The sequence below is a fragment of the Candidatus Manganitrophus morganii genome (genome assembly GCA_021651055.1).
Lineage (GTDB): Bacteria > Nitrospirota > Nitrospiria > SBBL01 > Manganitrophaceae > Manganitrophus > Manganitrophus morganii.
Window position 1 is genome coordinate 2,523,694 of the sequence record JAJHOH010000001.1, and the last position, 22,125, is coordinate 2,545,818.

Below are 22,125 nucleotides of genomic sequence, written 5' to 3' on the forward strand. Positions count from 1 at the left end.
GGGGGTACGAAGTCCAGATTTCAAGGACGGAAAAAGCGACCAAAACCTACCATAGGATCTTTTTCCTGTCAAGGAATCGGCCTGGTTTATCGAGTGAAAAATCATTCTTTCCCAGGAGATTACTCTCCTTGATGCAGGAATGGAAGGCAGGGTTTGGCCGAAACAGTTCGAACGCGGAGGGCTTACGTCAGGGTGGCCACCGGGCTGATGAAGTCCTGCCAGCCGAGGTGAAGTTGAACCGCGTCGCCGGTTTCTTTCAACACCGCTTCCGCAGCTTGGTAGGCGAGATGAGGAAGATTGTTCTTCTGGCTCAAATGGGCCAGAAAGAGGGTTCTTAATTTGGGGTGAAGAAGCGATCGGAGCAGCGTGCTGGAATCCTCGTTCGAGAGATGACCCCGGTCGCCGGCGACCCGCTTCTTGATGTGAAGCGGGTAGGGACCGTTGAGCAACAAGTGGGGATCATAATTCGATTCAAGGATGAGGAGATCACATTCTTTCATCGCATCTAAAGAGGGGGTCAGACAACCGAGGTCGGTCACCATGCCGACTTTATGCCGGTCGGTCTGGACCGTATAACCGACCGGATCGGCGGCATCGTGAGAAATCGGAAAGGGATGGATCTGGAAAGGACCGACCCAGAAGGAAGAGCCGGTTTCAAACAGGTGAATCGACATCGGGAGCTTTCTGAGGCTCTTGGCGGACCGGCGGGTTTCTTCATTGGCGTAGATCGGGATATTGTACTTCAGGGCGAGAGGACCGGCCCCGTGGAGATGATCGTGATGTTCATGGGTAATGAGGACCGCCTTGATCTGGCGGATATCGACCTGAATGGCGCGAAGGCGGGAGACGATCTGCCCTGCGGGAAGACCGGCATCGATCAAGACGCCTTCTCCCTCTTTCTTCCCGTTGCCGGGGTGGCCGATGTAGGCTGTGTTTCCCCCGCTTCCGCTCCCCAGCAGACAGACCCGTAGCTCGATGATCATTTCCCTCACACTGGAGGGAAAAGATAAAGAATCGAACCCGGCTTGTCAAGGCGGCTTTTGATTTGACTGGTTATCAGTGCAAAGCGAGCGACTGGCTTTGCCAGCGGGAGCGCCAGGGGCGTGGGCATCGGAGGATTCCTGCGCAGCAGGAACCGCAGGGGCCCCCACATACAAACGGGTCAGCAGTAGTCGCTTTGTGCACAGGCGAGAACCTGCTCGTCTCGGCTCATGTCCCGGTAGATCGTGACCCCTTTGCACCCTTCGCGATAGGCGAGAAGAAAAACCTTCTCGACATCTTGAGGGGTGGCCTCTCTGGGGAAATTGACCGTCTTGGAGACCGCATTATCCGTATGTTTCTGAAAGGCCGCCTGCATTCGAATGTGGAATTCAGGAGCGAGATCATGGGAGGTCACGAAAATGCGTTGAATCTCTTCTGGGACCTCGGCCATCCCCCGTACCGATCCGGTCGCGGCGACCCGGGCGATGAGCGCCTCGGAATAGAAGCCTCCCCGGCGGGCCGCTCCCACGAAGCGGGCGTTTAATTCAGGAAGGCGAACGCCTCCCAGAACCCGGCGATGGTAGGAGAGGGCATACAGCGGCTCGATTCCGCTGGAGCAGTCTGCGATGACACTCAAGGTCCCGGTCGGAGCGATCGTTGTTGTGGTCGCGTTGCGTAACCGGAGTCCTTGGCCGGCGTAAATGCTCTGATCGTATGCCGGGAAGACGCCCCGTTCTTTCGCAATCGCCGCGGAGGCTTCCCGCGCTTCCCTCCGAACGAAAGACATGATCTCCTCTGCAAGCCCGAGCGCTTCGTTGCTGTCGTAAGGGATGTTCAACTCGGTCAGGAGATCGGCGAACCCCATCACCCCCAATCCGATTTTTCGGGTCCGATAGGTCGCTTCGGCGATCTGGGGGAGGGGGTATTGGTTTTGATCGATCACATTGTCGAGGAGGTGAACCCCTTTCCAGACGGTCTCCTTTAACTTCGGGTAGTCGATCTCTCTTTTGTGGGAGAGCATCTTGACGAGGTTCACCGAGCCAAGATTACACGACTCGTTCGGGAGAAGCGGTTGCTCTCCGCAGGGGTTGGTCGACTCAAAGCTCCCGAGCGCCGGCGTCGGATTGTCTCGGTTGATCCGGTCGATAAAAATAATCCCGGGATCTCCGCTCTTCCAGGCGGCCTGAACGATCTGATTGAAGACCATTCGGGCCGGGAGCCGGCGCACTTCATTCCCCGTCCGTGGGCTGACGAGCGGGTAGGCTTCGTCTTTCTGGAGCGCTTCCATGAACAGATCGGTCACGGCGACCGAGAGATTGAAGTTCACCATCTCCCGGGGGTCCTCCTTGATCGTGATGAAATCGAGAATGTCGGGATGGTCGACGCGGAGGATCCCCATATTGGCCCCCCGCCGGGCGCCCCCCTGCTTGATCACTTCCGTCGCCATGTTGAAGACCTTCATAAAGGAGACCGGTCCGGAGGCGATCCCCGAGGTCGAGAGGACCCGATCGTTCTGCGGCCGAAGCCGCGTGAAGGAAAAGCCGGTCCCCCCCCCGCTCTGATGAATCAAGGCGGTATCCTTGATCGCTTCAAAGATCGATTCGAGCGAGTCTTCGACCGGGATGACGAAACAGGCGGAAAGCTGCTGCAATTCTCTTCCGGCATTCATCAGGGTGGGGGAGTTCGGAAGAAACGCGAGAGACGAGAGAAGATCGTAGAAGGTCTCGGCGGTCTCCGCGGCCTGGGAATCCGATCGATACCGCCGGTCGGCCTCCGCAATATTGTTCGCCACCCGGCGGAACATCTCCTCCGGGGTTTCGATCAGGCGGCCTTCCGGGTCCCTTTTAAGATATCGCTTCTCCAGAACGGTGATCGCATTCTGAGAGAGGGAAGAGCGATCTTTTAACTGCATGTTCCGAATCCCTTTCGATCTAAATGATTACGATCATATCGGTGCGGCGCGGGGGAGTCAAGTCTGAGACGGTTTATTCCAAACGCGACCTGATCATTACGAATGGACCGCTGTTTGACAGCGCCGCGGCGGGTCGATATGATAGCGCCGACCGTCCCTTATTTGGAGAAGAGAATGAATCGGAGAATCATCTTTATATCGCTGCTGGCGGCTTTCCTCTGGGTCGGCTGCAGCGAGTCGAAATCGTCCCCATCGGGTCCGGCTCCGAAAGCGCCGGCCGAGCTCGCCCAGGGAGAGGCGCTCTTCAACACCCACTGCGCGCGATGCCATGGAGAAGGAGCCAAGGGGACGAACCAGGGGCCGACCTTTCTTTCAAAGATCTATGAGCCGAGCCATCATGGCGATGCGGCGTTTCAAATGGCCCCTCAACGGGGAGTCCGCGCTCATCATTGGAATTTCGGCGATATGCCGAAAATCGAAGCGGTTCAGCCGGAAGAGGTCAATGAGATCATCCGTTATGTCCGATGGCTTCAGAAGGAAGCGGGGATTTTCTGATCTTCATTGACAACCGGTCCGGCGGAGGGTAGCTTCAATTGATGACGTCCAAGCAAAAAGAACGACTGGCGCCCTTGATTGAATCGTTTTTTCAAAGTCATCCTCATGCCGAGCGGATCAAAGCCGATCCGGTGGAGTTTCCGCATCGCTACACCGACCCGAGGGAGATCGAGCTGGTCGGATGGCTTGCCGCGGCCCTTGCGTATGGCCGGGTCGATCTCTTTAAGGCGGCGGTGGAGAAGATGTTGGCCTTGATGGAGGGAGGGCCGTATGCTTATCTGGCCCGGTTCGATCCGGTTCGCGAGCGTCCCCGTTTCAAGGGAATTTATTACCGGCTCAACTCAACCGATGATCTCTTCTGCTTCATTTACATGATGAGCCGGGTCGTCCAGCGGTTTGGGTCGGTCGGGGCGCTTTTCCGGTCGCTCTATCGGGAAGAGGAAGAAGACCTCGGTCCCACCCTCTCTCGGTTTATGGGGGTTGTCTCTTCGATCGATTCCCGACCGGTCTACGGCAAAAAGGGGATTCCCGACGGCCTCCGCCAGCTGCTCTCTTCCCCTGCTCAGGGGAGCGCTTGCAAGCGGATGAATCTTTATCTGCGTTGGATGGTCCGTCCGAGAGACGGAATCGATTTTGGCCTCTGGAAGGAAATTCCGCCGGGTAAGCTGATCATCCCGCTCGATACTCATATCGTCCGCATTTCCCGCTACCTGGGTCTGACGCGGCGAAAGAGCCCCGATTGGAAGATGGCCAAAGAGATCACAGAGAGCTTAAAGGCGTTCGATCCCATCGATCCGCTTAAATATGATTTTGGTCTCTGTCACCTTGGAATTTCGGGAGCCTGTCCGATCGAGCGGGATCGAGAGAAATGCCGCGGATGTTCCCTTTTAGACGGATGTCAAAGGGGACGAAGAGCGGTCCGAAGCCGAAGCGCTTTTCCAACACCATCCCCTCGTCATGGGGGAGGGGATGAAGCGCCTCGGAAAGAGTTTGCATCGATTACAATCTCATAGTTGGGGCGGGAGGGGGGGAGGTCGAACTCGAGGACGGCATGATCCCGTCCGCCGATGATTCCGCTTTTCTCGCTTCCTTTCTGAAGGGTGTCGGAGAATTCGATCTCAACCCGCATCCGTCCCCTCCTCGGAACCTTTCCTTTATAACAATATCGATGCTTCCGGTCTTCTTGGGTCGCTTCGCTTCGTTCGTAGAGGAGTCCATCCCAAGGAACTTCTTTAAATGAGTTCGCACTCCCCGCGGGACCGAGTGAGATGACGAAGGGCATCGGCTTCGGGCAACTCTTTTTAGGAGCATGAAGACCGCGACAGGTGGGGAGGTCGCAGGGGAGGAATTCGAAGAAGGGCTTCCAACCCCTATTTCCTTCCCGGTGATAAAGATAGATCTGGACCCGTTCGTCGACTTGGCGAAACCCTTGAAGGTAAATCGGCTTTTTCAGCAGATTGATGATCCGAAGCGAGACCGGTGTCGGCTCTTCCGAGAAGGTTTCAGGCGGGGAGGGCTGGGGAACGATTGTCCCGGCCGGTATGGCCCCGTTTTCTTGAAAGGTGTGAGGAACGGCCTCTAGAAGGGCCGTCTGGACCGGAGGGATGGTCCACGTAAACAGGAAGATTGAAGCCAGAAAGAGTCGGTGTATGAGGGTCCGCATGACTTATTCCGAAGAGGGGCTTCGATTTCCTTGAAAACGATCGACGCAGTGTGTTATCAATATCGGTCAGAACGATCTCTGGAGGAAACCGTGCCGATTTACGAATATGCCTGCTTAGAATGTAAAGAACAGTTTACCCTATTACAGTCTCTTTCAGCCAAAGCGGAAGAGACCCCTTGCCCCCATTGCGGAGAGCGGAAGAGCCGGCGGCTCTTTTCGACCTTCGCCTCCAAACCGAACGGCGAAACTTCCTCCTCGCCTCCCTCCACCGGTCATTCCCATAGCGGGGGCTGCGGATGCGGATAGGTTATGCCGTTTGTGAAGACCGTAGCCCTCTTGCTTCTTCGAACGACTGGAAGATTACTCCCTGCCGACGTAAGACGTCAACAAATTAGTATTTCACTCTAGCGTAACTGAAACCGTCTCTACGGAGAAAGAGGGAACAGAATTCTTCCTCTTGACGTAAGGACGGATCTTGCTTTTCCGCATGCTTCCCGCTGCTTGACCCCTCTCTTCAAGCATGCTAAGATTCAGCACTTTACAGGCGCGTGGATCGGTTTCTTCGCCTGTTTTAACCTCTGGAATCAACGGGGAGAGACGGACTTACTGTAGAATGGCAGCCATCCAAGGAATAGAGCTGAGTAAGTCTTTCCAGTATTTCCAAGTTCTGAATCGGGTCTCATTTGAGGTGAAGGAGGGTGAATGTTATGCCCTGTTTGGACCGAACGGCGCAGGCAAGACGACCCTCCTGAGAATTCTGGCGACACTCCATCGTCCGACGAGCGGGCGATTCGAGATCTGCGGACACGACGGGCTCCGGGAGAAAATGAAGGTCCGGGAGGCCCTTTTTTTGATCAGCCACGGATCCTACCTTTACGATGATCTCAGCGTCTTAGAGAATATCCGGTTTGCGATCGGCCTTCGTGGAGCGGAGCCGACCGGTCCTGAGATCAAACGGGCCCTTGACCGCGTCGGGATCGGCGCATTCGGCTCCCTCAAGAGCCGGCATCTTTCCGCGGGAATGAAAAAACGCCTCTCCATCGCCAAGGCGATGCTCGCCCGGCCCAGCGTTCTCCTCTTAGATGAAGCGTATGCCTCGCTCGACGAGCGGGGGGTCGATATGATGAATGCTTATATTCGAGAGGTCACCCGGGAGGGGACGACCGTCCTCATCACGGCGCATGATCGGGCCAAAACAGCGGAAGTGGCTCATCGCGCCGGCGTCTTGAACCGGGGGGAGCTGCGCGAACTGGCAGTAAATGAATTGTTGACGGCCCATGCACTTTTTTAATGTCATAAAGTGGATCGCCTGGAAAGATCTCTTAAGCGAGCTGCGCAATCGCGAGAACATCTCTTCGATGTTCTTCTTCGCCCTGATCGTCATCCTGATCTTCAGTTTCAGCTTTTCGCTCGATCCGAAGACCACCCATGAGCTGATGCCGGGGATCATCTGGATCGCCTTCGGCTTCACCGGAATCATCGGCCTCGGAAAGTCCTTCCTGGCGGAGGTCCACAATGATTGCATGGAATATTTCCAAATCGTTCCGGCGCCGAAGGGGGCGATTTATCTAGGTAAGTTTTCAGGGAACGTCCTCTTTATGTTGATTGTGGAAATTATCCTCTTCCCATTGTTTATTCTTTTCTTCAATCTGGACGTACTTGAAAAAATTCCGATAATTCTGCTAATATTCGTGGCGGCCACGATCGGTCTTTCCGCCTTAGGCACCCTCTTCTCCGCTTTGACCGTTCAGATCCGCGCGCGGGAGGTGATGTTTCCGATCCTCCTCCTGCCGATGGCGGTCCCGATCTTTATCGGCGCGGTCGAAGCGACCCGCGGCGTGTTCAGCGGCGATCCTCTCCCGATGTATGTCGATTGGATCAAGTTATTGGTCGTTTTCGACGGTATTTTTATGGTCGTTTCTTTTTGGGTTTTTGAATTCATCTTGGATTATTAGGGATGGTGATCAGTCGTCTTATTGCCAGGCTTCAACGGTATGAAGGGTGGTTCGGCGTTGCCGCCGGACTTCTCATCATGGTCGGCCTTTATATGGGGCTGGTGACCTCCTCCCCCGATTATTATCAGGGCGAGGTGGTCCGCATTATGTATATCCATGTCCCGGCCGCCCAGAGCGCCATGTTTGCTTATACGGTCCTCTTCGGCGGCAGCATTTGGTATCTCTGGAAGCGCGATCCGATTGTCGATAACATGTCTCATGCGGCCGCCGGCATCGGCGTTTTCTTTACCCTGATCGCCCTCATTACCGGCTCGATCTGGGCAAAGCCGACCTGGAATACCTGGTGGACCTGGGATCCCCGGCTGATCTCCTTCACGATCATGCTCTTAATCCTCGTCGGGTACCTGATGCTTCGAACCTTCTTGGAGGATAAAGAAAAAGAGGCAACTTACGGCGCCATCCTCGCCATTGTCGGCTTCGTCGACCTTCCGATCATCCATTTTTCCGTCGAATGGTGGCGGACATTACACCAACCCCTCTCGATTTCGACGAGAGGGGTCAGCATCGCCTCCGATATGCTCATCCCGCTGCTTCTGATGTCGATCGGTTTTTATCTCCTCTTCACCTACATGCTGATGGTCCGGACGCAAATGCTCTATCTTGAGCGCCTGCTCGAAGCCAAACGAGGGCGGATGCTCAGTAAGGTTCATGTATGAGAACCGATCATTTAGAAGAAGGAGCGGCCACCAGTAGCCTAGAGGAAGGAGCGGCCACCAGACAATGAAGCGGTTTTACATCCGGTGGGGAGGGGTCCTGATCATCACGGCGATCATCGGGGTTCTTGGAATTCAGCGATATAATCGAGAGGTCACCGCCATCTCCCCGCATCACCTTCTCCACGATCAGCCGACCGAAACCGTTCGCATCTTGGGCATGATCGAGGCTGGGAGCATTCTTAAGGAAGGGGAAGGGGGCCCGGCGGCCTTTCAACTCTCCGCGGAAGGGGTAAAGCTGTCGGTCCAATATCTCGGAGAAGAATCTGAAAATATAAGGGATTTGAAAACGGTCGTCGTCGGAGGAAAGTGGAATCCGACCACGCGGACCTTGGAAGCAGAAAAGATCTCCGTGGTCCCAAATTATGGGTTCATCACGGCGGCCTATTTGGCCTCTTTGATCCCGATGGGCCTCTTTCTTTTTAATATGGAACGAAAGGTCGCAATGTTATATATTCAGATTAAAGAGGAAAAGGTCTATCAACCGGAGGAGCCGCTTGAAGTCAGGTAGAAAAACAGCCATTATTATCAGCACCCTGATCGTTCTGGCCGGGGTCGGCTACTTGGTCTTTGGAAATTTCGGAAAGAACCTGATCTATTTTGTCACCCCGTCGGAAGTGGTCGCCTTTTCATCCGAACATTACGGGAAGAAAGTTCGGGTCGCCGGAATGGTGGTGAAGGATAGCCTCAAAGTGGTCCCGAATACCTTACGGCTTACCTTCGACCTAAGCGATGGGGCCCAGACGATTCCGGTGGCGTTTGAAGGGGTGCCGCCCGATCTTTTTAAGGAAGGCCAGGGGGCGGTGGTGGAAGGTTTTTGGGATGCCGATCGGACGTTTCATTCCCATATGATCATGGCGAAGCACTCTGAAGATTATATGCCGGTCGAAATGAAGAATGCGGGGGCGGAGCTCCCGAAGAAGGATTTCTTTAAAACCCTCAAGGTCGAGTAGGGCGGCGCATGCGTCGCCCCGAAAGGGGCCGGGGGCCAGCAAAATCGGAGGTCCAAATCAATGATCATTGAGCTCGGCCATTTCGCCGTCATTACCGCCCTGGTTCTCGCGGTCCTCGGAATTGTTTCCCCGATTGTCGGGTTGAAGCGGCGAGATGCTGTTTGGGTGGGAGTTGGCCGCCAAGCGGTCACGCTGAACTTCGTTCTCATCTCGGTCGGCATGCTGGCGATGTTCTACTCCTACCTGACCCACGACTATTCGGTCAAATACGTCTATGCCACCTCCAACACCAAGCTGCCGATCTTTTACAAAATCGCCGGACTCTGGGGCGGTCACGAAGGTTCTCTGCTCCTCTGGGCCTGGGTTCTCGCGCTCTTCTGCATGATGGCGGTTCACATTCACTGGAAAACACAGCCGGCGGTGATGCCTTACCTCATCTCTATGCAGTCGACCGTGTTGACCGGGTTTCTCCTTTTGATCCTGTTTCTATCCAATCCATTCGAGCGAATTTTCCCGGTCCCCGCCGATGGACGAGATCTAAACCCCCTCCTGCAAGACCCGGCGATGGTGCTCCATCCGCCGTTTCTCTACCTCGGTTACGTCGGCCTCTCGATTCCCTTCTCATTCGCAATGGCGGCCCTTTTCTCCGGGCGTTTGGGGGAGGAGTGGATCAAGGCGACGCAGCGATGGACCTTGGCGGCGTGGCTCTTTTTGACGATCGGGATTTTGATGGGAGGCTACTGGGCCTATTACGAGCTCGGCTGGGGAGGTTATTGGGGATGGGACCCGGTTGAGAACGCCGCGTTTATGCCGTGGCTCGTCGCGACGGCCTTTCTTCATTCGGTGATGGTTCAGGAAGCGAGAAAAATGTTCAAGGTCTGGAATCTTTTCCTGATCATCCTCGCCTTCTCCCTTTCGCTGATCGGGACCTTCCTGGTTCGAAGCGGCATTCTCTCCTCTGTTCATTCGTTTGCCGCTGATCCGGGACGGGGGGTTTTTATTCTTGCTTTCCTCTCATTTATGCTGCTCCTTTCCTTTGGAACCTTGATGCTTCGATCGGGCAAGTTAAAGAGCCAGATCGAGATGGATTCGGTCATTTCGCGGGAAGCGATTTTTCTCTTCAACAACCTCTTCTTCTTGGTGGCATTGATCACCGTTTTCACTGGGACTCTCTATCCTCTTTTAACCGAGGCGCTGCAGTTTAAAAAGGTCTCCGTCGGTCCCCCTTACTACAATACGGTTTTCATGCCGGTGGCGCTTGGTTTGGTCTTCCTGATGGGAATCGGGCCTTATATCCCATGGCGGAAGGCGTCGGCACAGAACCTGAAAGAGCTGCTCCTGATGCCGGGACTGATTGCCTTGGGGGGGCTGGTTCTCTTTGCGCTCGCCGGGATCCGGAACAGTTATGCGTTGGCCGGTTTGACCGTGGTTTGTTTTGTCGCCGCAGCGATTTTCCGTGATTTCGCGAAGATCTCTTCCTTCTGGGCGAAGCGGGAACAGGTGAGCACGCTCCAGGGATTCCTGACCGCCTACAAAAAGAATCCACGGCGCCTTTCCGGAATCCTGACCCATATCGGTGTCCTCGTTATGATCATCGGGATTATCTTCTCGACCATTTACCAGACCGAGAAGGTGTTGATCATGAAACCAGGAGAGGAGACGGGACTCGGCGCTTATCGAATCAAATTGATCCGGCTGTATGGTGCCGAGGGGATCAATTGGGGGGGGCAAGAGGCACTCTTTAATGTCTATAAAGGAGAGACGCTGATCACGCAGCTTCGTCCCCAAAAGCGGTTTTATACCGTCTCCCAAACGCCGACCACCGAGACGGCGATCCATCAAATTTATATGGGGCATGTTTTCCTGACGATCCCGGAAGTCTCTCCCGATGGAACCTGGGCGCGGGTGCGGGCGCTCCACAATCCGTTAGTTCTCTGGGTCTGGTACGGCGGGGGGATCATGGGGATCGGGGTGATCTTAAACATGCTGAGAAAGTCGCGAATAAAAGTGTCGGCGGCGCGTCCCGAGGCCGCAGGAGCGGAAGTGGCGGTTTCCCTGTCGCGGCCGGCGCGGGAAGAGGTGCTGCATCGCTCGAATCGATGGCAGACGTTACTAAACGCCGTTTGGCCGGGGAGAAAAGAGGTATGAAAGAGATGGCTGAAACCAAATCCCCCTCCGTCGGCATCCGCGGCTGGCAGATTGCGCTCCTCGTCGGCATTTTGGGTTTGATTATTCTTTTTTACAAGGGGCTTTGGGGAAACCCGAACTTCATCCCCCCTGTCCTCGTCGGAACCCAAGCGCCCGAGATCACCGGGCCCGATCTCTATCAGCCGAAGGAGGTGTCGCTCTCTCAATTTCGCGGGAAGGTCGTGGTGCTCAATTTTTGGGCCTCCTGGTGCCTGGAGTGTAAGCTGGAACACCAGAACCTCCTTGCCATCCAGAAGCGTTTTGCTCAGAATCCGAACTTCGTCCTGCTGGGGGTGAATTATCAGGACAAAGAAGATCTCGCCCGGCAGTATTTGCAGGAGCATGGGAATAGTTTCGAGCATGTTCGGGATGTGAAGGGGAGGATCTCCATCGACTACGGTGTCTACGGGGTTCCGGAAACCTTCGTCATCGACCAGAACGGAGTCATCCGTCATAAACAGATCGGGCCGATTGTCGGGGAGACCTATACCTTCCTGGTCGAGCGGATGATCGAACCTTTATTGAATGGAACGGCAACCACGTCATGAAGCGTCTTCTTTTTATCCCACTGTTCCTCATTCTTTTTACCTCCCTTTCGACGGCACAGACCCTCAATGAAGACCAGCTTCAACAGCGCGTGAGAGAGGTATCAAAGACCCTCCGTTGCGCCGTCTGCCAATCGGAATCGGTCTGGGAGTCGAATGCGGAGCTGGCGATACAGATGAGAGATATCGTCCGGGAGCGCTTGATCCAGGGAGAATCGCCCGATCAGATTCGGGCCTATTTCGTCAGCCGCTATGGCGATTATATTTTACTGAAGCCAAGGGCATTCGGCCTAAATCTGCTCCTCTGGGGAGGGCCCTTTCTTCTTCTGATCATCGGCGGGACCTTCTTGTTCCGCACCCTGCGGAAGTGGGTGGCCGAGACGGCGCCCGCCTCGCCTGAAGAGCTCTCCCCGATCGATGAAAAAAGCCGGCGGCGGATCGAGCAAGAGATCCGCGGGCTGGAGCCGGATAAATAGTAACGCAATTACCGAAGGAGTAAGTATATGCTTCCTATCGCCGCCGGTCTCATGTTATTGGCGGTCATCATGGTTCTTCTCTCCCCGATGTGGCAACGCTCTAAAACGGCGTTGATCGTCGGCGATGAGGCTGCGCTGGATGAAGAACGGATCAATCTTCAGATCGAGAAAGAGAGCCTTCTGCGCACCCTTTCCGATCTGGAACTCGATTATGCTCAGTCCAAAGTCGCTGAAGCCGACTACCATCGGCAGAAGCTCGGGCATGAACATCGGCTGATCCAGATACTCGATCGGCTCGATGCGCTGGTTGGGATCGGTCTCGTCCCGCCGAAAAACAAGAAATCTCGTCCGTCGCCGAGCGGCGCGGGCCCCGTTTTCATCGGCTTTCTGGGGACGGTGATCATCGCCGGCGCGGTCGGCATGCATCAGCTCGTCCAGTGGAAATTGGAGCGGCAACAGTTCGCCGAGGCCGGGGCGGAGGGGGCGGCGACGATGCCCCCGATCAATCCGGCGGAGATGGTGGCGCGCCTGGAAGAGCGGCTGAAGAACAACCCGAATGACCTTCAAGGGCAATTGATGGCGGGCCGATCGTATGTGGCGCTGGAGCGGTGGGAAGATGCCGAGAAGGCGTGGCGGAAGGCGATCGAGCTCGACCGGCGCAGCCACGCCGCCCATTATGGACTCGCCGAGGTCCTGATCCGCACCGCCGAGCCGGGAAATCGGACCGCCTATCAGGAGGCCTTGGATCACCTCGACACAGCGCTGATCAATGTCCCTCAAGACGCGTCGGTTCTCTGGGCGAAGGGGGTGGTGCTGATTCACCTGGAACGATACACAGAGGCAGACGAGGCCTGGACCGAGGCGTATAAATATATCCCCCCCCAGACCGAAAGCGCCGAATTCGTCAAAAAGGCCTTGCAGGATCTCCGATCGGGCCGCGCGCCGCTCTTCTAAGGGATCTTCGCTGGACGACCGGTCAGAGAGAGTATAATAAACAGAGAGGTCGGAAGAGGGACAGGGCCTCTTCGGAACCTGATCACGGATGTCACACACAGATGATCAAAAGAACGCTGGCGATCTTTTTCCTTCTTCCACTGTTGATGGCCTGTTCGCAAAAGGAGGGGGGAGAGGCGAAGGGGCCGTTGGCGGTCGGCGTCGAAGCCGGATTCTTGGCCCCCGATTTCATGGTCAAAAATCTGCGGGGCGGAATGACATCGCTCTCGCAGTATCGGGGAAAGGTCGTCCTGATCAATTTTTGGGCGACCTGGTGCGGCCCGTGCAAGATGGAGATGCCGTCGATGGAGGCGCTCTATCGGAGTTATTCCCGGGATGATTTCGAGATGTTGGCCGTTTCCATCGATACGATGGGAGAGCCGCCGGTTCGGCTCTTTGTCGAAGATTTCGGATTCACCTTTCCGGTGTTGATGGACGATCAGTTCGAGGTGAACGACCGGTTTCAGGTCCGCGTCGTCCCGACGAGCATCCTGATCGACCGGAAAGGGGTGGTCGTGCAGCGGTTTCTCGGCGCAAAAGATTGGAACAACAAGGAGAGCCGAAGCGTCATCGAAAAGCTGGTGCAGGTGAAGGGTTGATTGGAAATTCGATGAAGGGCATTTTAACCAGAGTGAATTGAAATGCAGGCGACGGAGAATATTTCACTTTTTATTGCGTTTTCGGCCGGGTTTCTTTCTTTTGTCTCCCCCTGTGTTTTGCCGGTGGTCCCTTCCTACATCTCCTATATCACCGGGCTCTCTCTGGAAGAATTGACCTCGCCCGAGGGAAGGGCGCGGGCGCGAGAAGTGGCAATTAAAAACTCGCTGATGTTCATCGGCGGGTTCTCAACGATTTTTATCCTCTTGGGAGCCTCGGCGACGCTGATCGGCCGGTTTTTCCTGATGTACCAATCGGCCATTCGGCAGATCGGCGGGCTTCTGATCGTCTTCTTCGGCCTTTATATCATGGGTCTCATCAAACCCTCTCTGCTGATGCGGGATGCCCGGTTTCATTTCCAAAACAAGCCGGCCGGTTATCTTGGGTCGTACCTGGTCGGGATCGCTTTCGGCGCCGGATGGACGCCGTGCGTCGGCCCGATCCTGGGGTCGATTCTCCTCTATGCGAGCGCCTCCGGATCGGTGGCGACCGGGATCATGCTTCTGACCGTCTACTCTTTAGGGCTCGGTCTTCCCCTCTTTCTTTCTTCCATCGGGGTTCAGTCGTTTTTGGCCTATTCCAGGAAAACGGCCCGATATATGCGCTGGATCTCCGCGACCAGCGGCGTTTTCCTCGTGGTGGTCGGCCTCCTCATCTTTACGAACTCATTGACCCGGCTCACTTCATTTTTCACCCAGGTCGGCATCGGCTGGTCGATCGGGCAGTAGGGCGACCGGCCCGGTCTCCCCTCCATTTTCTCTCTTATGACGGTGGCGCATGCGGCGATTTTTCCCTCTTTTATTTTTTATCCTTTTCGTGATCTCTCCTCTGCATGCGGCGGAATCCTCCCGAAACTATACCTTTGCGGAACTGGTCCACAAAGAGCGGGCGGCGATCGTCAGCATCCGGTCCGCGAAGCTGGCCCGGGAGGGGGGGGGACCGCTCAAAGATTTTTTCTCCCTCCCCGGCGACCGGCTCAAGCCGGAGATCCGAGAGGGGAGTTTGGGGACCGGCTTCTTTATCGATTCATCCGGCTTGATTCTCACCAACTATCACATCATCGCGCCGGGCAATCGTCCGGCCGAAGAGCTTATCGTCCGAACCTCCGACCGGAGGGAATTCTCGGCGCGGGTCATCGGCAAGGATGCAAAAACCGATGTCGCGATCCTTCGAATCGAGGGGGTGGGTCCTTTCACCTCCGTGGTTTTGGGCGATTCCGACCGACTCGACATCGGCGAGTGGGTTATGGCGCTTGGAAACGCCTTCGGTCTCGAGGAGACGGTCACGGTGGGGGTGGTCAGCGGAATCGGCCGCGCCCTCGGGACCGGCCCGTATGACAGCTACATCCAAACCGACGCGGCGATCAATGCCGGCAATTCCGGTGGTCCGCTCTTCAACATCCGGGGGGAGGTGATCGGCGTCAACGCGGCGGTCGGCGCCTCCGCGCAAGGGATCGGCTTCGCCATTCCGATCAATATGGTCCGAAAAATCCTTCCGGCCTTGGAGAAAGAAGGAAAGGTGACCCGCGGATGGCTGGGGGTGATGATTCAGCAACTGACCACCGATCTGGCCAAAGCGTTTAAGTTGAGCGATGACCAGGGGGCATTGGTCTCCGAGGTGATGAAGGAGAGCCCGGCCGAGCAGGGGGGGATTGTCCGGGGGGATGTCATTGTGGAGTTCGACGGGAAAAAGGTCACCCAGATGCATGATCTCCCCGCGATTGTGGCGGAAACCCCCATTGGAAAGACGGTCCTTGTCCGCGTTGTCCGGGATGGCGCGCCGCTTCAAATGAAGGTCAAAATTCTCCAGTTAAAAGACGAAGAATAGAGGGAAGCTGCAAGGGCGACCTTCTTGTCGTCTGGAATGAACATGCACTACGACGTCATCATCATCGGCGCCGGCCCCGCGGGATCTGCGGCGGCAACGGCCCTCGCGCGGCAGGGGCGTTCGGTCCTTCTCCTGGAGAAGGCCGCTCACCCAAGACATAAATCGTGCGGGGGAGGGCTCTCCGCTCGCCTCCTTCCCTACCTGGACGCCGACCTGAAAGAGATCGTCGAGCGGGAAATCCGAAAAGTCGTTTTTCTTCTCCGAAAAAAAGAGGTGTCGGGTTCTTCCGCCGAGCCGGTCGCCTATCTGGTGCGTCGTGATCGATTCGACGCCTACCTTGCCGAGAAAGCGCGAAAGGCGGGGGCGGAGATCGTCGAGAATTGCCCGGTGCGCGATTGGCGCCAAACGCCGGAAGGGGTGGAGGTGCAAAGCCGCCGGGGCCCCGATACCGCTTCGTTTTTGATCGGCGCCGACGGCGCAGCCGGCCGTGTGGCCCGGAAGTTCCATCCCGATTGGAAGAAACACCTTGCCTTCGCCCTGGAAACGGAGGTTCCCCTCCGGAACAAAGAGGAAGCGGTCTGGATCGATCTGGCGGTTCCGCGGGGATACGGTTGGATTTTTCCAAAGGAGAACGGGGCGGCGATCGGGGTGGCCGATTTTAAAGGAAAGGTTTCAAAGCCACAGGCGCTTTATTCCGATTTTCTTGGACGGCACCCGCTCTCTTCCGAAGCGGGTTCGGTCCCGCCGAACGGCTGCACGATTCCGATCTATCGGAGGTCTTCCCCCCCCCTGGCGAAGGGAAGGGTGCTCCTCATCGGGGATGCGGGCGGGTTGGTCGATCCGCTCTTCGGAGAAGGAATTTTTTATGCGGTCCGCAGCGGACAGATGGCGGCCGAAGCGATCGGCGCCGCCTTTGCCGGCCGCGGGGAGGCGACCTCTTACGACCGGGCCGTTCGGGAGACTTTTTATCCCGACTTCGAGCGGGCGGCGCGGATGGCGAAGTGGGTCTATGCTTTCCCCGGCCTCTATCTGGAGGCGATCCGTCTTCATCCGGGGGCCGTCGATCTCTATTTGGGGATTCTTCGGGGGGAGCGGACTTACTGTCAATTTTGGAAGGAAGTGCAGTGGGCCTTTGTTCGAAAGTTCATTCCGTTCAAGAATACTGCTGGATGAACCACCCCACCATAAAGATTCCCATTCCCAGCACCGTGAACTTAAATAGAAATCCCATGCTGCCGTTCTGAAGCCCGGAGACGATCAAGACATTTAAGATCAAAAGCAATCCCGTTGCCTGAACGACTCTGCCGAGGTAATAAAAAAACTTTCCCATCGATCTTCATCCTGATTAAGCAAGACCGGAATTTACCACAGCCCTGCCTAAAAATCAATTTAGCCGTGTTTCACGCGCCATTCTTGACAAATGTCCGACGGCTGTTATAGTTAGGAGCGTATTGCAATATGCCCCTACCCATCTGAAAAAAGAGCCAACCATGCCGCAACCGCAGCAGAAAAGAAAGATGCTCGGCGAAATGTTGATCGCCGAGGGACTCCTTTCGAACGAACAGCTGAAGCGCGCGCTTGCCGAGCAGAAGACACACGGCGGGCGGATCGGGGTGGTCCTCAAGAGCCTGGGCCTTGTCACCGAGGACGATATCATCAAAGTTCTCGGGAAGCAGATGGGGATTCAGTATGTCGATCTTTCCGGCATCATCGTCGAGCCGGAGACCATCCTGATCGTCCCGGAGATGCTGGCCCGCCGTCATCAGATCATCCCTCTTTACAAAAAAGGGTCCATTCTGACCCTGGCGATGGCCGATCCCTTGAACGTTTTTGCGATCGACGATGTGAAGCGGACCGCCGGCTGCGAGATCGAGCCGGTGATGAGCAAAGAATCGGATGTAATGAGGGCGATCGACCGCTACTACTCCGGCGCGGGCTCCTTGGAGGAGGCGGCGCGGGAAGCCGACCGTCAGGGATTCGGGGTGGCCGAAGAAGGGGACGCTGTCATCGAGCTCTCCAAGTTGGCTGAAGACACGCCGGTCGTCAAGTTCGTCAATACGATGATCACGCAGGCGATCAAAGAAGGTTCAAGCGACATTCACATCGAGCCCGACGGCGAGGTCCTCCGTATCCGGTTCCGGCGCGACGGACTGCTCCGGGAAGTGATGACCGCCCCGCGCAATCTTCAGTCGGGGGTCGCTTCCCGGATCAAGATCATGGCCGATCTCGACATTGCCGAGAAGCGGGTTCCTCAGGATGGGCGCATCCAGATGAAGGTGGGAGATCGCGACATCGATATCCGTCTCTCAACCCTCCCGACCCTCTTCGGCGAGAAGATCGTGATGCGGCTGCTCGACAAATCGAAGCTGCTCCTCTCTCTCTCCGATTTGGGTTTTTCAACCGAGGGGCTTCAGATTTTCGAGAAAATGATCCGCCGCCCCTATGGTCTCGTTTTGGTGACGGGACCGACCGGAAGCGGCAAAACGACGACGATCTACTCGGCCCTCAAACAGCTCAGCTCGGTTGAAAGAAACATCGTGACAATTGAAGATCCGGTGGAGTATCAGATCAAGCTGATCAATCAGGTGCCGGTGAATACGAAAGTCGGCGTGACCTTCGCCAACGGGCTTCGCTCGATCTTGCGGCAAGACCCCGACATTGTGATGGTCGGGGAGATTCGGGACCGGGAAACCGCCACCATCGCCATTCAGGCGGCCCTCACCGGCCATCTCGTCTTATCGACCCTTCATACCAACGATGCGGCCGGCGCCATCGCCCGGCTGGTCGACATGGGGGTCGAGCCGTTCCTCATCGCCTCTTCGTTGATCGGCATTGCGGCGCAGCGGCTGGTTCGAAAAGTCTGCAATGCCTGCAAGAAGTCCTACGCCGCCACCCCCCAGCTTTTAAGCGATCTCGGCCTCTCGCATCTCGTGAACGGGAAGCGGGAGATCACCTTTGCCCGGGGCGAGGGATGTCCCGACTGCCGGGGGAGCGGGTATTCCGGGCGGATCGCCATTTATGAGCTGCTGATGGCCGACGATCCAATCCGCCAGCTCGTCGTGACGCGCGCCGCCTCCAACGAGGTCCGCAAGTATGCGGCGAACATGAAATTTAAATCGCTTCGCGTCGAAGGCCTTTTCAAGGCAGTCCAGGGAATGACGAGCGTGGAAGAGGTTTTCCGCGTCACCCAGGAATTCGACGGCGACCTCACCTAAAGACTTCCCCTCTTTGAATCACAATCCATGCGGATTTTTCCTGACAAAAAACGGCCCGGTTGGGTCACAGCCTACATAAGTTTAAATTTCTAACGTCCTTCCTTTCTTCGAATCAAGCCGTTAACCGCATGACTTTTATAGTATTTTAGCGACTTCTTTCCAGAATACCCCAAAGGCATATGACTTGCAAAACTGTGCGATGGGATCACCGCAGGTATAGGGAAGGACATGCCCACTTTTCGGTACAAAGCGAGAGACAAATACGGCGCCCTCTTTATGGGAACGTTTGAGACCCACGGCAAAGAGGCGGTGGCCGGGCATCTTGATAGTCTCGGTTATATCCCCGTTGCGATCGACGAGGAAAAGCCCGGCCTTTCGCTGGCCGAGCTTCTTCCGCAATTCGAGAGGATCTCTTCCGAGGATTTGATCATCTTCTCTCGGCAATTGGCGACGCTGATCGGCGCCGGGATTCCCTTCATGGCGAGTTTCACCGCGCTGGAGGAGCAGACGGAGAACCCGAAGCTGAAAAAAGTGATCAACCAGGTGCGGCGGGATGTGGAGGGGGGAAGCACCTTTGCCGATGCCCTTGCGAAGCATCCGAAGGTATTCAGTTCTCTCTATGTCAGCATGATCAAGGCGGGAGAGACGGGGGGTGTGCTTGATGAAATGCTTAATCGTCTGGCACTGCTGGCGGAGCATGAGGCTGAAACGCGCGCCCGGATCAAAGCGGCGACGCGTTATCCGAAGATTGTTGTGACAGCTTTGGTCGTCGCCTTTGGGATTTTGATTACCTTCGTTATTCCGAAATTTGCTGCGCTCTTTGCCAACTTTAAAGTCGAGCTGCCGCTGCCGACCCGGATTATGATCGGGATCAACCAGGTGGCCCACCAGTATGGTCTGCTGATCTTGGTTGTCGTTGCAGCCGCAATCATCGGGTTTCGGAAGCACGTCAACACGGTGTCCGGAAGGCTTTGGTGGGACGGCGTCAAGCTGAAGATCCCGATCTTCGGACCGATCTTCATGAAGGTCGCTCTCTCGCGGTTTGCCCGTGTTTTTGGAACCCTCCACCGAGCGGGTCTTCCGATCCTTCAGACGTTGGAGATCGTTTCGGAGACGGTCGGCAACGTGATGATTGCGCGGATTGTCGACAATGTTCGGGACTCTGCCCGGCAAGGGCGTGGGATCGTCCAGCCGATGCGGGTCAGCAAAGTCTTCCCGCCGATCGTTCTGCAGATGGTGGCGGTTGGAGAGGAGAGCGGCAAAACCGAAGAGATGATGATGAAGGTGTCCGAATATTATGACCGGGATGTCGATTATGCAATCAAGAACCTCTCGAGCAGCCTAGAACCGGTACTTCTCGTCGTCATTGGCGGCGCGGTGCTCCTTCTTGCCCTCGCGATCTTTTTACCCTGGTGGAACCTGATCAATGTGGTCAAATGAGGATAAATCGACGCGGGCCGCCAAACTATTTCAAAACGAAGAGGGGAAAGGGGCTCTAGACACACTACTGGTATGTATTCTGATCGGTATTATGATAACCGTTATCTTTTCTTATTACTCTATGACAGTGCAAGTGGCGAAGGAAGTGACATTGCAGGCAGGGTTGGTCAATCTCCGAAAGACAATTCAACTCTACCATTTTATGGAACATCAGTATCCGTCGGATCTGGGAAGCCTAGTTCAGAAGCGGCTGGTGTTTCCGGCACGTGAAGATACGTTCTTCAAAGAGGAATATCTCAGCTCAGTGACAGCTGATCCGGAGGGACATCTGCTGGATCCGTTCGGAAATCGATATCGGTATGACCCGAGAAACGGGCGGATCTCTTCGAGAACCCCCGGTTATGAAACATGGTAACAAGAAGCAAGTCAGTCAACGGCAATCAATCCATAAGGAGGAGAAGGTTCATGAAGACACTGAAGAATGAAAAGGGTTTCACCTTGGTCGAGTTGGTGGTCGTCATTGTCGTCCTTGGCCTATTGGCGGCATTTGCGGTTCCAAGGTTTATCGACATCACAACTGCGGCCAGAACCTCCAGCGTCAACGGTTTTGCAGGTGGGCTCCGTGCGGCGGTCGCTGTCGTGAAGGCGCAGTACATGATTAATGGAACAGGCACTTCTCCGGTTACAATGGCAGATGGAACGACGGTTGCCGTGGGGACAGCGGGTACAGCGGCGGGTGTTCCGACTGGATCGGTGGCTGGGATTCAAAGCGCCATGAATGACATCGGCGGGTTTACGCCTACCTACGTGCTGGGTGGGACCAGTCTTTTTGTGCCCAGTGGCGGAGGCGCAACATGTCGGGTCGAATACAATGACACAACCGGCCTGGTCACTGCGTTGACGGGCGACTGTAGTTAATCATAGGGCTGTAATTCGATTGATGGGGGCCGTAGCCGGTTAAAAGGACCGCCCTATTTTTCCGGCGCACCTCGCCTGGAAGAGAGGACAACCGTGGCCAGACCGCGCGGAGAAGCCGGTTTCACGCTGGTGGAAGTAGTGATCATCATCGTTCTGCTCATGATCCTCGCTGCGGGGGCACTTCCCCGCGCGGGGAACATGGCCGGGACGAAGGCGGCCGCCGCCGCCCGAAAGCTCCAATCGGATATCGCCTATGCCCAGCAGTTGGCGATGATCCAAAACCTGCGGTATCGGGTCTATTTCAACACCCCGCCGCAGACCCCGGCAAGCGGTTATGCCGTGGTGAATGACGTCAGCGGCAACGGTTCATGGGGAACGGAGGCGGGAGAGGTTGCACCGGATCCGGCGAACAGCGGGGCTAATCTTTCATTTACACTCAACACCGGTAATTACGCCGGGATCACGATCTCTGCAGTCGGTTTTACAGGGTCGTACGTTGAGTTCAGCACCCTCGGCGTTCCATTTGATGGGGGTGGAGCCTTGGCAGCAACAAAGTCAGTTAGTGTGACCGGGGGCGGGGTTACCCGTTCTGTGACCGTAGCCATGGAGACGGGAAAGGTCAGTTTACCGTGAGGGCCAATGCGTTTGACTTTGATCAGATCGAGTTTGATGTTGGAGCGGGGCTTTACACTGATTGAGATCGTCGTCTTCATCGTTGTTCTCGGCTTTCTCGGCGGCGTGTTGATTCCATTCACCGTGAGCCTTCGAGGAAGCTCGCAGCCAACGTCGACACAGCAAGCGCTCGCCTTGGCGCAGGCGGAACTCGAACAGGCGGTCGCCCAGAGACGGGCGAGCGGTTTCGCCGGTGTGACCGCCGGCTGTACCCTGGGATTGATGCCGTCTCCTGCATTTACCTGTACTCGGACTGTCTGTTATGTCCCGGCGGGAAATTTGAACGATACAACCTGTGGTCCAACGCCGACCGATTACAAAAGGGTTGAGGTTACGATCAGCCATGCAGCCATCGGAAGTCTGACGGCGGTGACGCTCTTTACCAATTACTCATAAGGATGAA

At 56.0% G+C, this 22,125-nt stretch carries 26 protein-coding genes; 22 read left to right on the forward strand and 4 right to left on the reverse strand.

The window, feature by feature from the left end:
- Window positions 1-182 precede the first annotated feature (182 nt).
- On the reverse strand, window positions 183-983 hold the full coding sequence (locus tag MCM46_11625; protein MCG3112454.1) for an MBL fold metallo-hydrolase: 801 nt from the start codon (window positions 981-983) through the stop codon (window positions 183-185).
- 179 nt (window positions 984-1,162) lie between these two features.
- Window positions 1,163-2,893 carry a vitamin B12-dependent ribonucleotide reductase gene (locus MCM46_11630; GenBank protein ID MCG3112455.1) on the reverse strand — a complete coding sequence of 577 codons (1,731 nt, stop codon included), beginning with the start codon at window positions 2,891-2,893 and terminating at the stop codon, window positions 1,163-1,165.
- Window positions 2,894-3,067: 174 nt separating this feature from the next.
- On the opposite strand from MCM46_11630, the gene MCM46_11635 reads away from it, so the two are divergent.
- Window positions 3,068-3,448 (forward strand): cytochrome c, encoded by a 381-nt coding sequence (locus MCM46_11635; GenBank protein MCG3112456.1) that lies wholly within the window; start codon window positions 3,068-3,070, stop codon window positions 3,446-3,448.
- 41 nt (window positions 3,449-3,489) lie between these two features.
- Window positions 3,490-4,461, forward strand: a complete 972-nt coding sequence (locus MCM46_11640) for a TIGR02757 family protein (GenBank protein MCG3112457.1) — start codon at window positions 3,490-3,492, stop codon at window positions 4,459-4,461.
- Here the strand turns inward: MCM46_11640 and MCM46_11645 are convergent.
- Window positions 4,404-5,111, reverse strand: coding sequence for a hypothetical protein (locus MCM46_11645; protein ID MCG3112458.1), 708 nt, complete (start codon window positions 5,109-5,111; stop codon window positions 4,404-4,406). The two genes, MCM46_11640 and MCM46_11645, sit on opposite strands and share 58 nt — an antisense overlap.
- A 90-nt stretch (window positions 5,112-5,201) precedes the next feature.
- Between MCM46_11645 and MCM46_11650 the strand changes: the two genes are divergently transcribed.
- From MCM46_11650 to MCM46_11715, 14 genes are all read left to right on the forward strand, one after another.
- Window positions 5,202-5,417, forward strand: coding sequence for a zinc ribbon domain-containing protein (locus MCM46_11650; GenBank protein ID MCG3112459.1), 216 nt, complete (start codon window positions 5,202-5,204; stop codon window positions 5,415-5,417).
- Between the two features lie 307 nt (window positions 5,418-5,724).
- Window positions 5,725-6,402 (forward strand): heme ABC exporter ATP-binding protein CcmA, encoded by a 678-nt coding sequence (gene ccmA / locus MCM46_11655; protein ID MCG3112460.1) that lies wholly within the window; start codon window positions 5,725-5,727, stop codon window positions 6,400-6,402.
- Window positions 6,389-7,066 (forward strand): heme exporter protein CcmB, encoded by a 678-nt coding sequence (locus tag MCM46_11660; protein ID MCG3112461.1) that lies wholly within the window; start codon window positions 6,389-6,391, stop codon window positions 7,064-7,066. Before ccmA ends, MCM46_11660 begins: the two co-directional genes overlap by 14 nt.
- 2 nt (window positions 7,067-7,068) lie before the next feature.
- Complete coding sequence (ccmC, locus tag MCM46_11665; GenBank protein MCG3112462.1) at window positions 7,069-7,782, forward strand: heme ABC transporter permease CcmC; 714 nt, start codon at window positions 7,069-7,071, stop codon at window positions 7,780-7,782.
- A 64-nt stretch (window positions 7,783-7,846) separates the two neighbouring features.
- Window positions 7,847-8,350: a cytochrome c maturation protein CcmE gene (locus tag MCM46_11670; GenBank protein ID MCG3112463.1), complete on the forward strand. Its 504-nt coding sequence runs from the start codon at window positions 7,847-7,849 to the stop codon at window positions 8,348-8,350.
- Window positions 8,337-8,792 (forward strand): cytochrome c maturation protein CcmE, encoded by a 456-nt coding sequence (gene ccmE, locus MCM46_11675; GenBank protein ID MCG3112464.1) that lies wholly within the window; start codon window positions 8,337-8,339, stop codon window positions 8,790-8,792. The genes MCM46_11670 and ccmE overlap by 14 nt, the downstream gene beginning before the upstream one ends.
- A gap of 60 nt (window positions 8,793-8,852) precedes the next feature.
- Window positions 8,853-10,940 (forward strand): heme lyase CcmF/NrfE family subunit, encoded by a 2,088-nt coding sequence (locus MCM46_11680; protein MCG3112465.1) that lies wholly within the window; start codon window positions 8,853-8,855, stop codon window positions 10,938-10,940.
- Window positions 10,941-10,945: 5 nt separating this feature from the next.
- Window positions 10,946-11,527 carry a redoxin domain-containing protein gene (locus tag MCM46_11685; GenBank protein ID MCG3112466.1) on the forward strand — a complete coding sequence of 194 codons (582 nt, stop codon included), beginning with the start codon at window positions 10,946-10,948 and terminating at the stop codon, window positions 11,525-11,527.
- On the forward strand, window positions 11,524-12,000 hold the full coding sequence (locus MCM46_11690; GenBank protein ID MCG3112467.1) for a cytochrome c-type biogenesis protein CcmH: 477 nt from the start codon (window positions 11,524-11,526) through the stop codon (window positions 11,998-12,000). Before MCM46_11685 ends, MCM46_11690 begins: the two co-directional genes overlap by 4 nt.
- A gap of 27 nt (window positions 12,001-12,027) precedes the next feature.
- Entirely contained in the window at window positions 12,028-12,954 is a 927-nt protein-coding gene (locus MCM46_11695; protein ID MCG3112468.1) for a tetratricopeptide repeat protein, read from the forward strand.
- Between the two features lie 101 nt (window positions 12,955-13,055).
- On the forward strand, window positions 13,056-13,592 hold the full coding sequence (locus tag MCM46_11700) for a TlpA family protein disulfide reductase (protein MCG3112469.1): 537 nt from the start codon (window positions 13,056-13,058) through the stop codon (window positions 13,590-13,592).
- A gap of 42 nt (window positions 13,593-13,634) precedes the next feature.
- The gene (locus tag MCM46_11705) at window positions 13,635-14,378 is read left to right on the forward strand and encodes a cytochrome c biogenesis protein CcdA (protein ID MCG3112470.1); all 744 of its coding nucleotides are present in this window, start codon (window positions 13,635-13,637) and stop codon (window positions 14,376-14,378) included.
- A gap of 49 nt (window positions 14,379-14,427) precedes the next feature.
- Window positions 14,428-15,477 (forward strand): trypsin-like peptidase domain-containing protein, encoded by a 1,050-nt coding sequence (locus MCM46_11710; GenBank protein MCG3112471.1) that lies wholly within the window; start codon window positions 14,428-14,430, stop codon window positions 15,475-15,477.
- Between the two features lie 42 nt (window positions 15,478-15,519).
- Window positions 15,520-16,650, forward strand: coding sequence for a geranylgeranyl reductase family protein (locus MCM46_11715; protein ID MCG3112472.1), 1,131 nt, complete (start codon window positions 15,520-15,522; stop codon window positions 16,648-16,650).
- Here the strand turns inward: MCM46_11715 and MCM46_11720 are convergent.
- Complete coding sequence (locus MCM46_11720; GenBank protein ID MCG3112473.1) at window positions 16,631-16,807, reverse strand: hypothetical protein; 177 nt, start codon at window positions 16,805-16,807, stop codon at window positions 16,631-16,633. The two genes, MCM46_11715 and MCM46_11720, sit on opposite strands and share 20 nt — an antisense overlap.
- Before the next feature lie 160 nt (window positions 16,808-16,967).
- Between MCM46_11720 and gspE the strand changes: the two genes are divergently transcribed.
- The 6 genes from gspE to MCM46_11750 all read left to right on the forward strand — a co-directional run bounded on the left by gspE (window position 16,968) and on the right by MCM46_11750 (window position 22,118).
- Window positions 16,968-18,692 (forward strand): type II secretion system ATPase GspE, encoded by a 1,725-nt coding sequence (gene gspE / locus MCM46_11725; protein MCG3112474.1) that lies wholly within the window; start codon window positions 16,968-16,970, stop codon window positions 18,690-18,692.
- A gap of 228 nt (window positions 18,693-18,920) precedes the next feature.
- Window positions 18,921-20,132 carry a type II secretion system F family protein gene (locus MCM46_11730; GenBank protein ID MCG3112475.1) on the forward strand — a complete coding sequence of 404 codons (1,212 nt, stop codon included), beginning with the start codon at window positions 18,921-18,923 and terminating at the stop codon, window positions 20,130-20,132.
- Window positions 20,119-20,547 carry a type II secretion system protein GspG gene (locus tag MCM46_11735; protein MCG3112476.1) on the forward strand — a complete coding sequence of 143 codons (429 nt, stop codon included), beginning with the start codon at window positions 20,119-20,121 and terminating at the stop codon, window positions 20,545-20,547. Before MCM46_11730 ends, MCM46_11735 begins: the two co-directional genes overlap by 14 nt.
- Window positions 20,548-20,597: 50 nt before the next feature.
- On the forward strand, window positions 20,598-21,050 hold the full coding sequence (locus MCM46_11740) for a prepilin-type N-terminal cleavage/methylation domain-containing protein (GenBank protein MCG3112477.1): 453 nt from the start codon (window positions 20,598-20,600) through the stop codon (window positions 21,048-21,050).
- A gap of 93 nt (window positions 21,051-21,143) precedes the next feature.
- Complete coding sequence (locus tag MCM46_11745) at window positions 21,144-21,683, forward strand: prepilin-type N-terminal cleavage/methylation domain-containing protein (GenBank protein MCG3112478.1); 540 nt, start codon at window positions 21,144-21,146, stop codon at window positions 21,681-21,683.
- 6 nt (window positions 21,684-21,689) lie between these two features.
- Window positions 21,690-22,118, forward strand: a complete 429-nt coding sequence (locus MCM46_11750; protein ID MCG3112479.1) for a type II secretion system GspH family protein — start codon at window positions 21,690-21,692, stop codon at window positions 22,116-22,118.
- Window positions 22,119-22,125 lie beyond the last annotated feature (7 nt).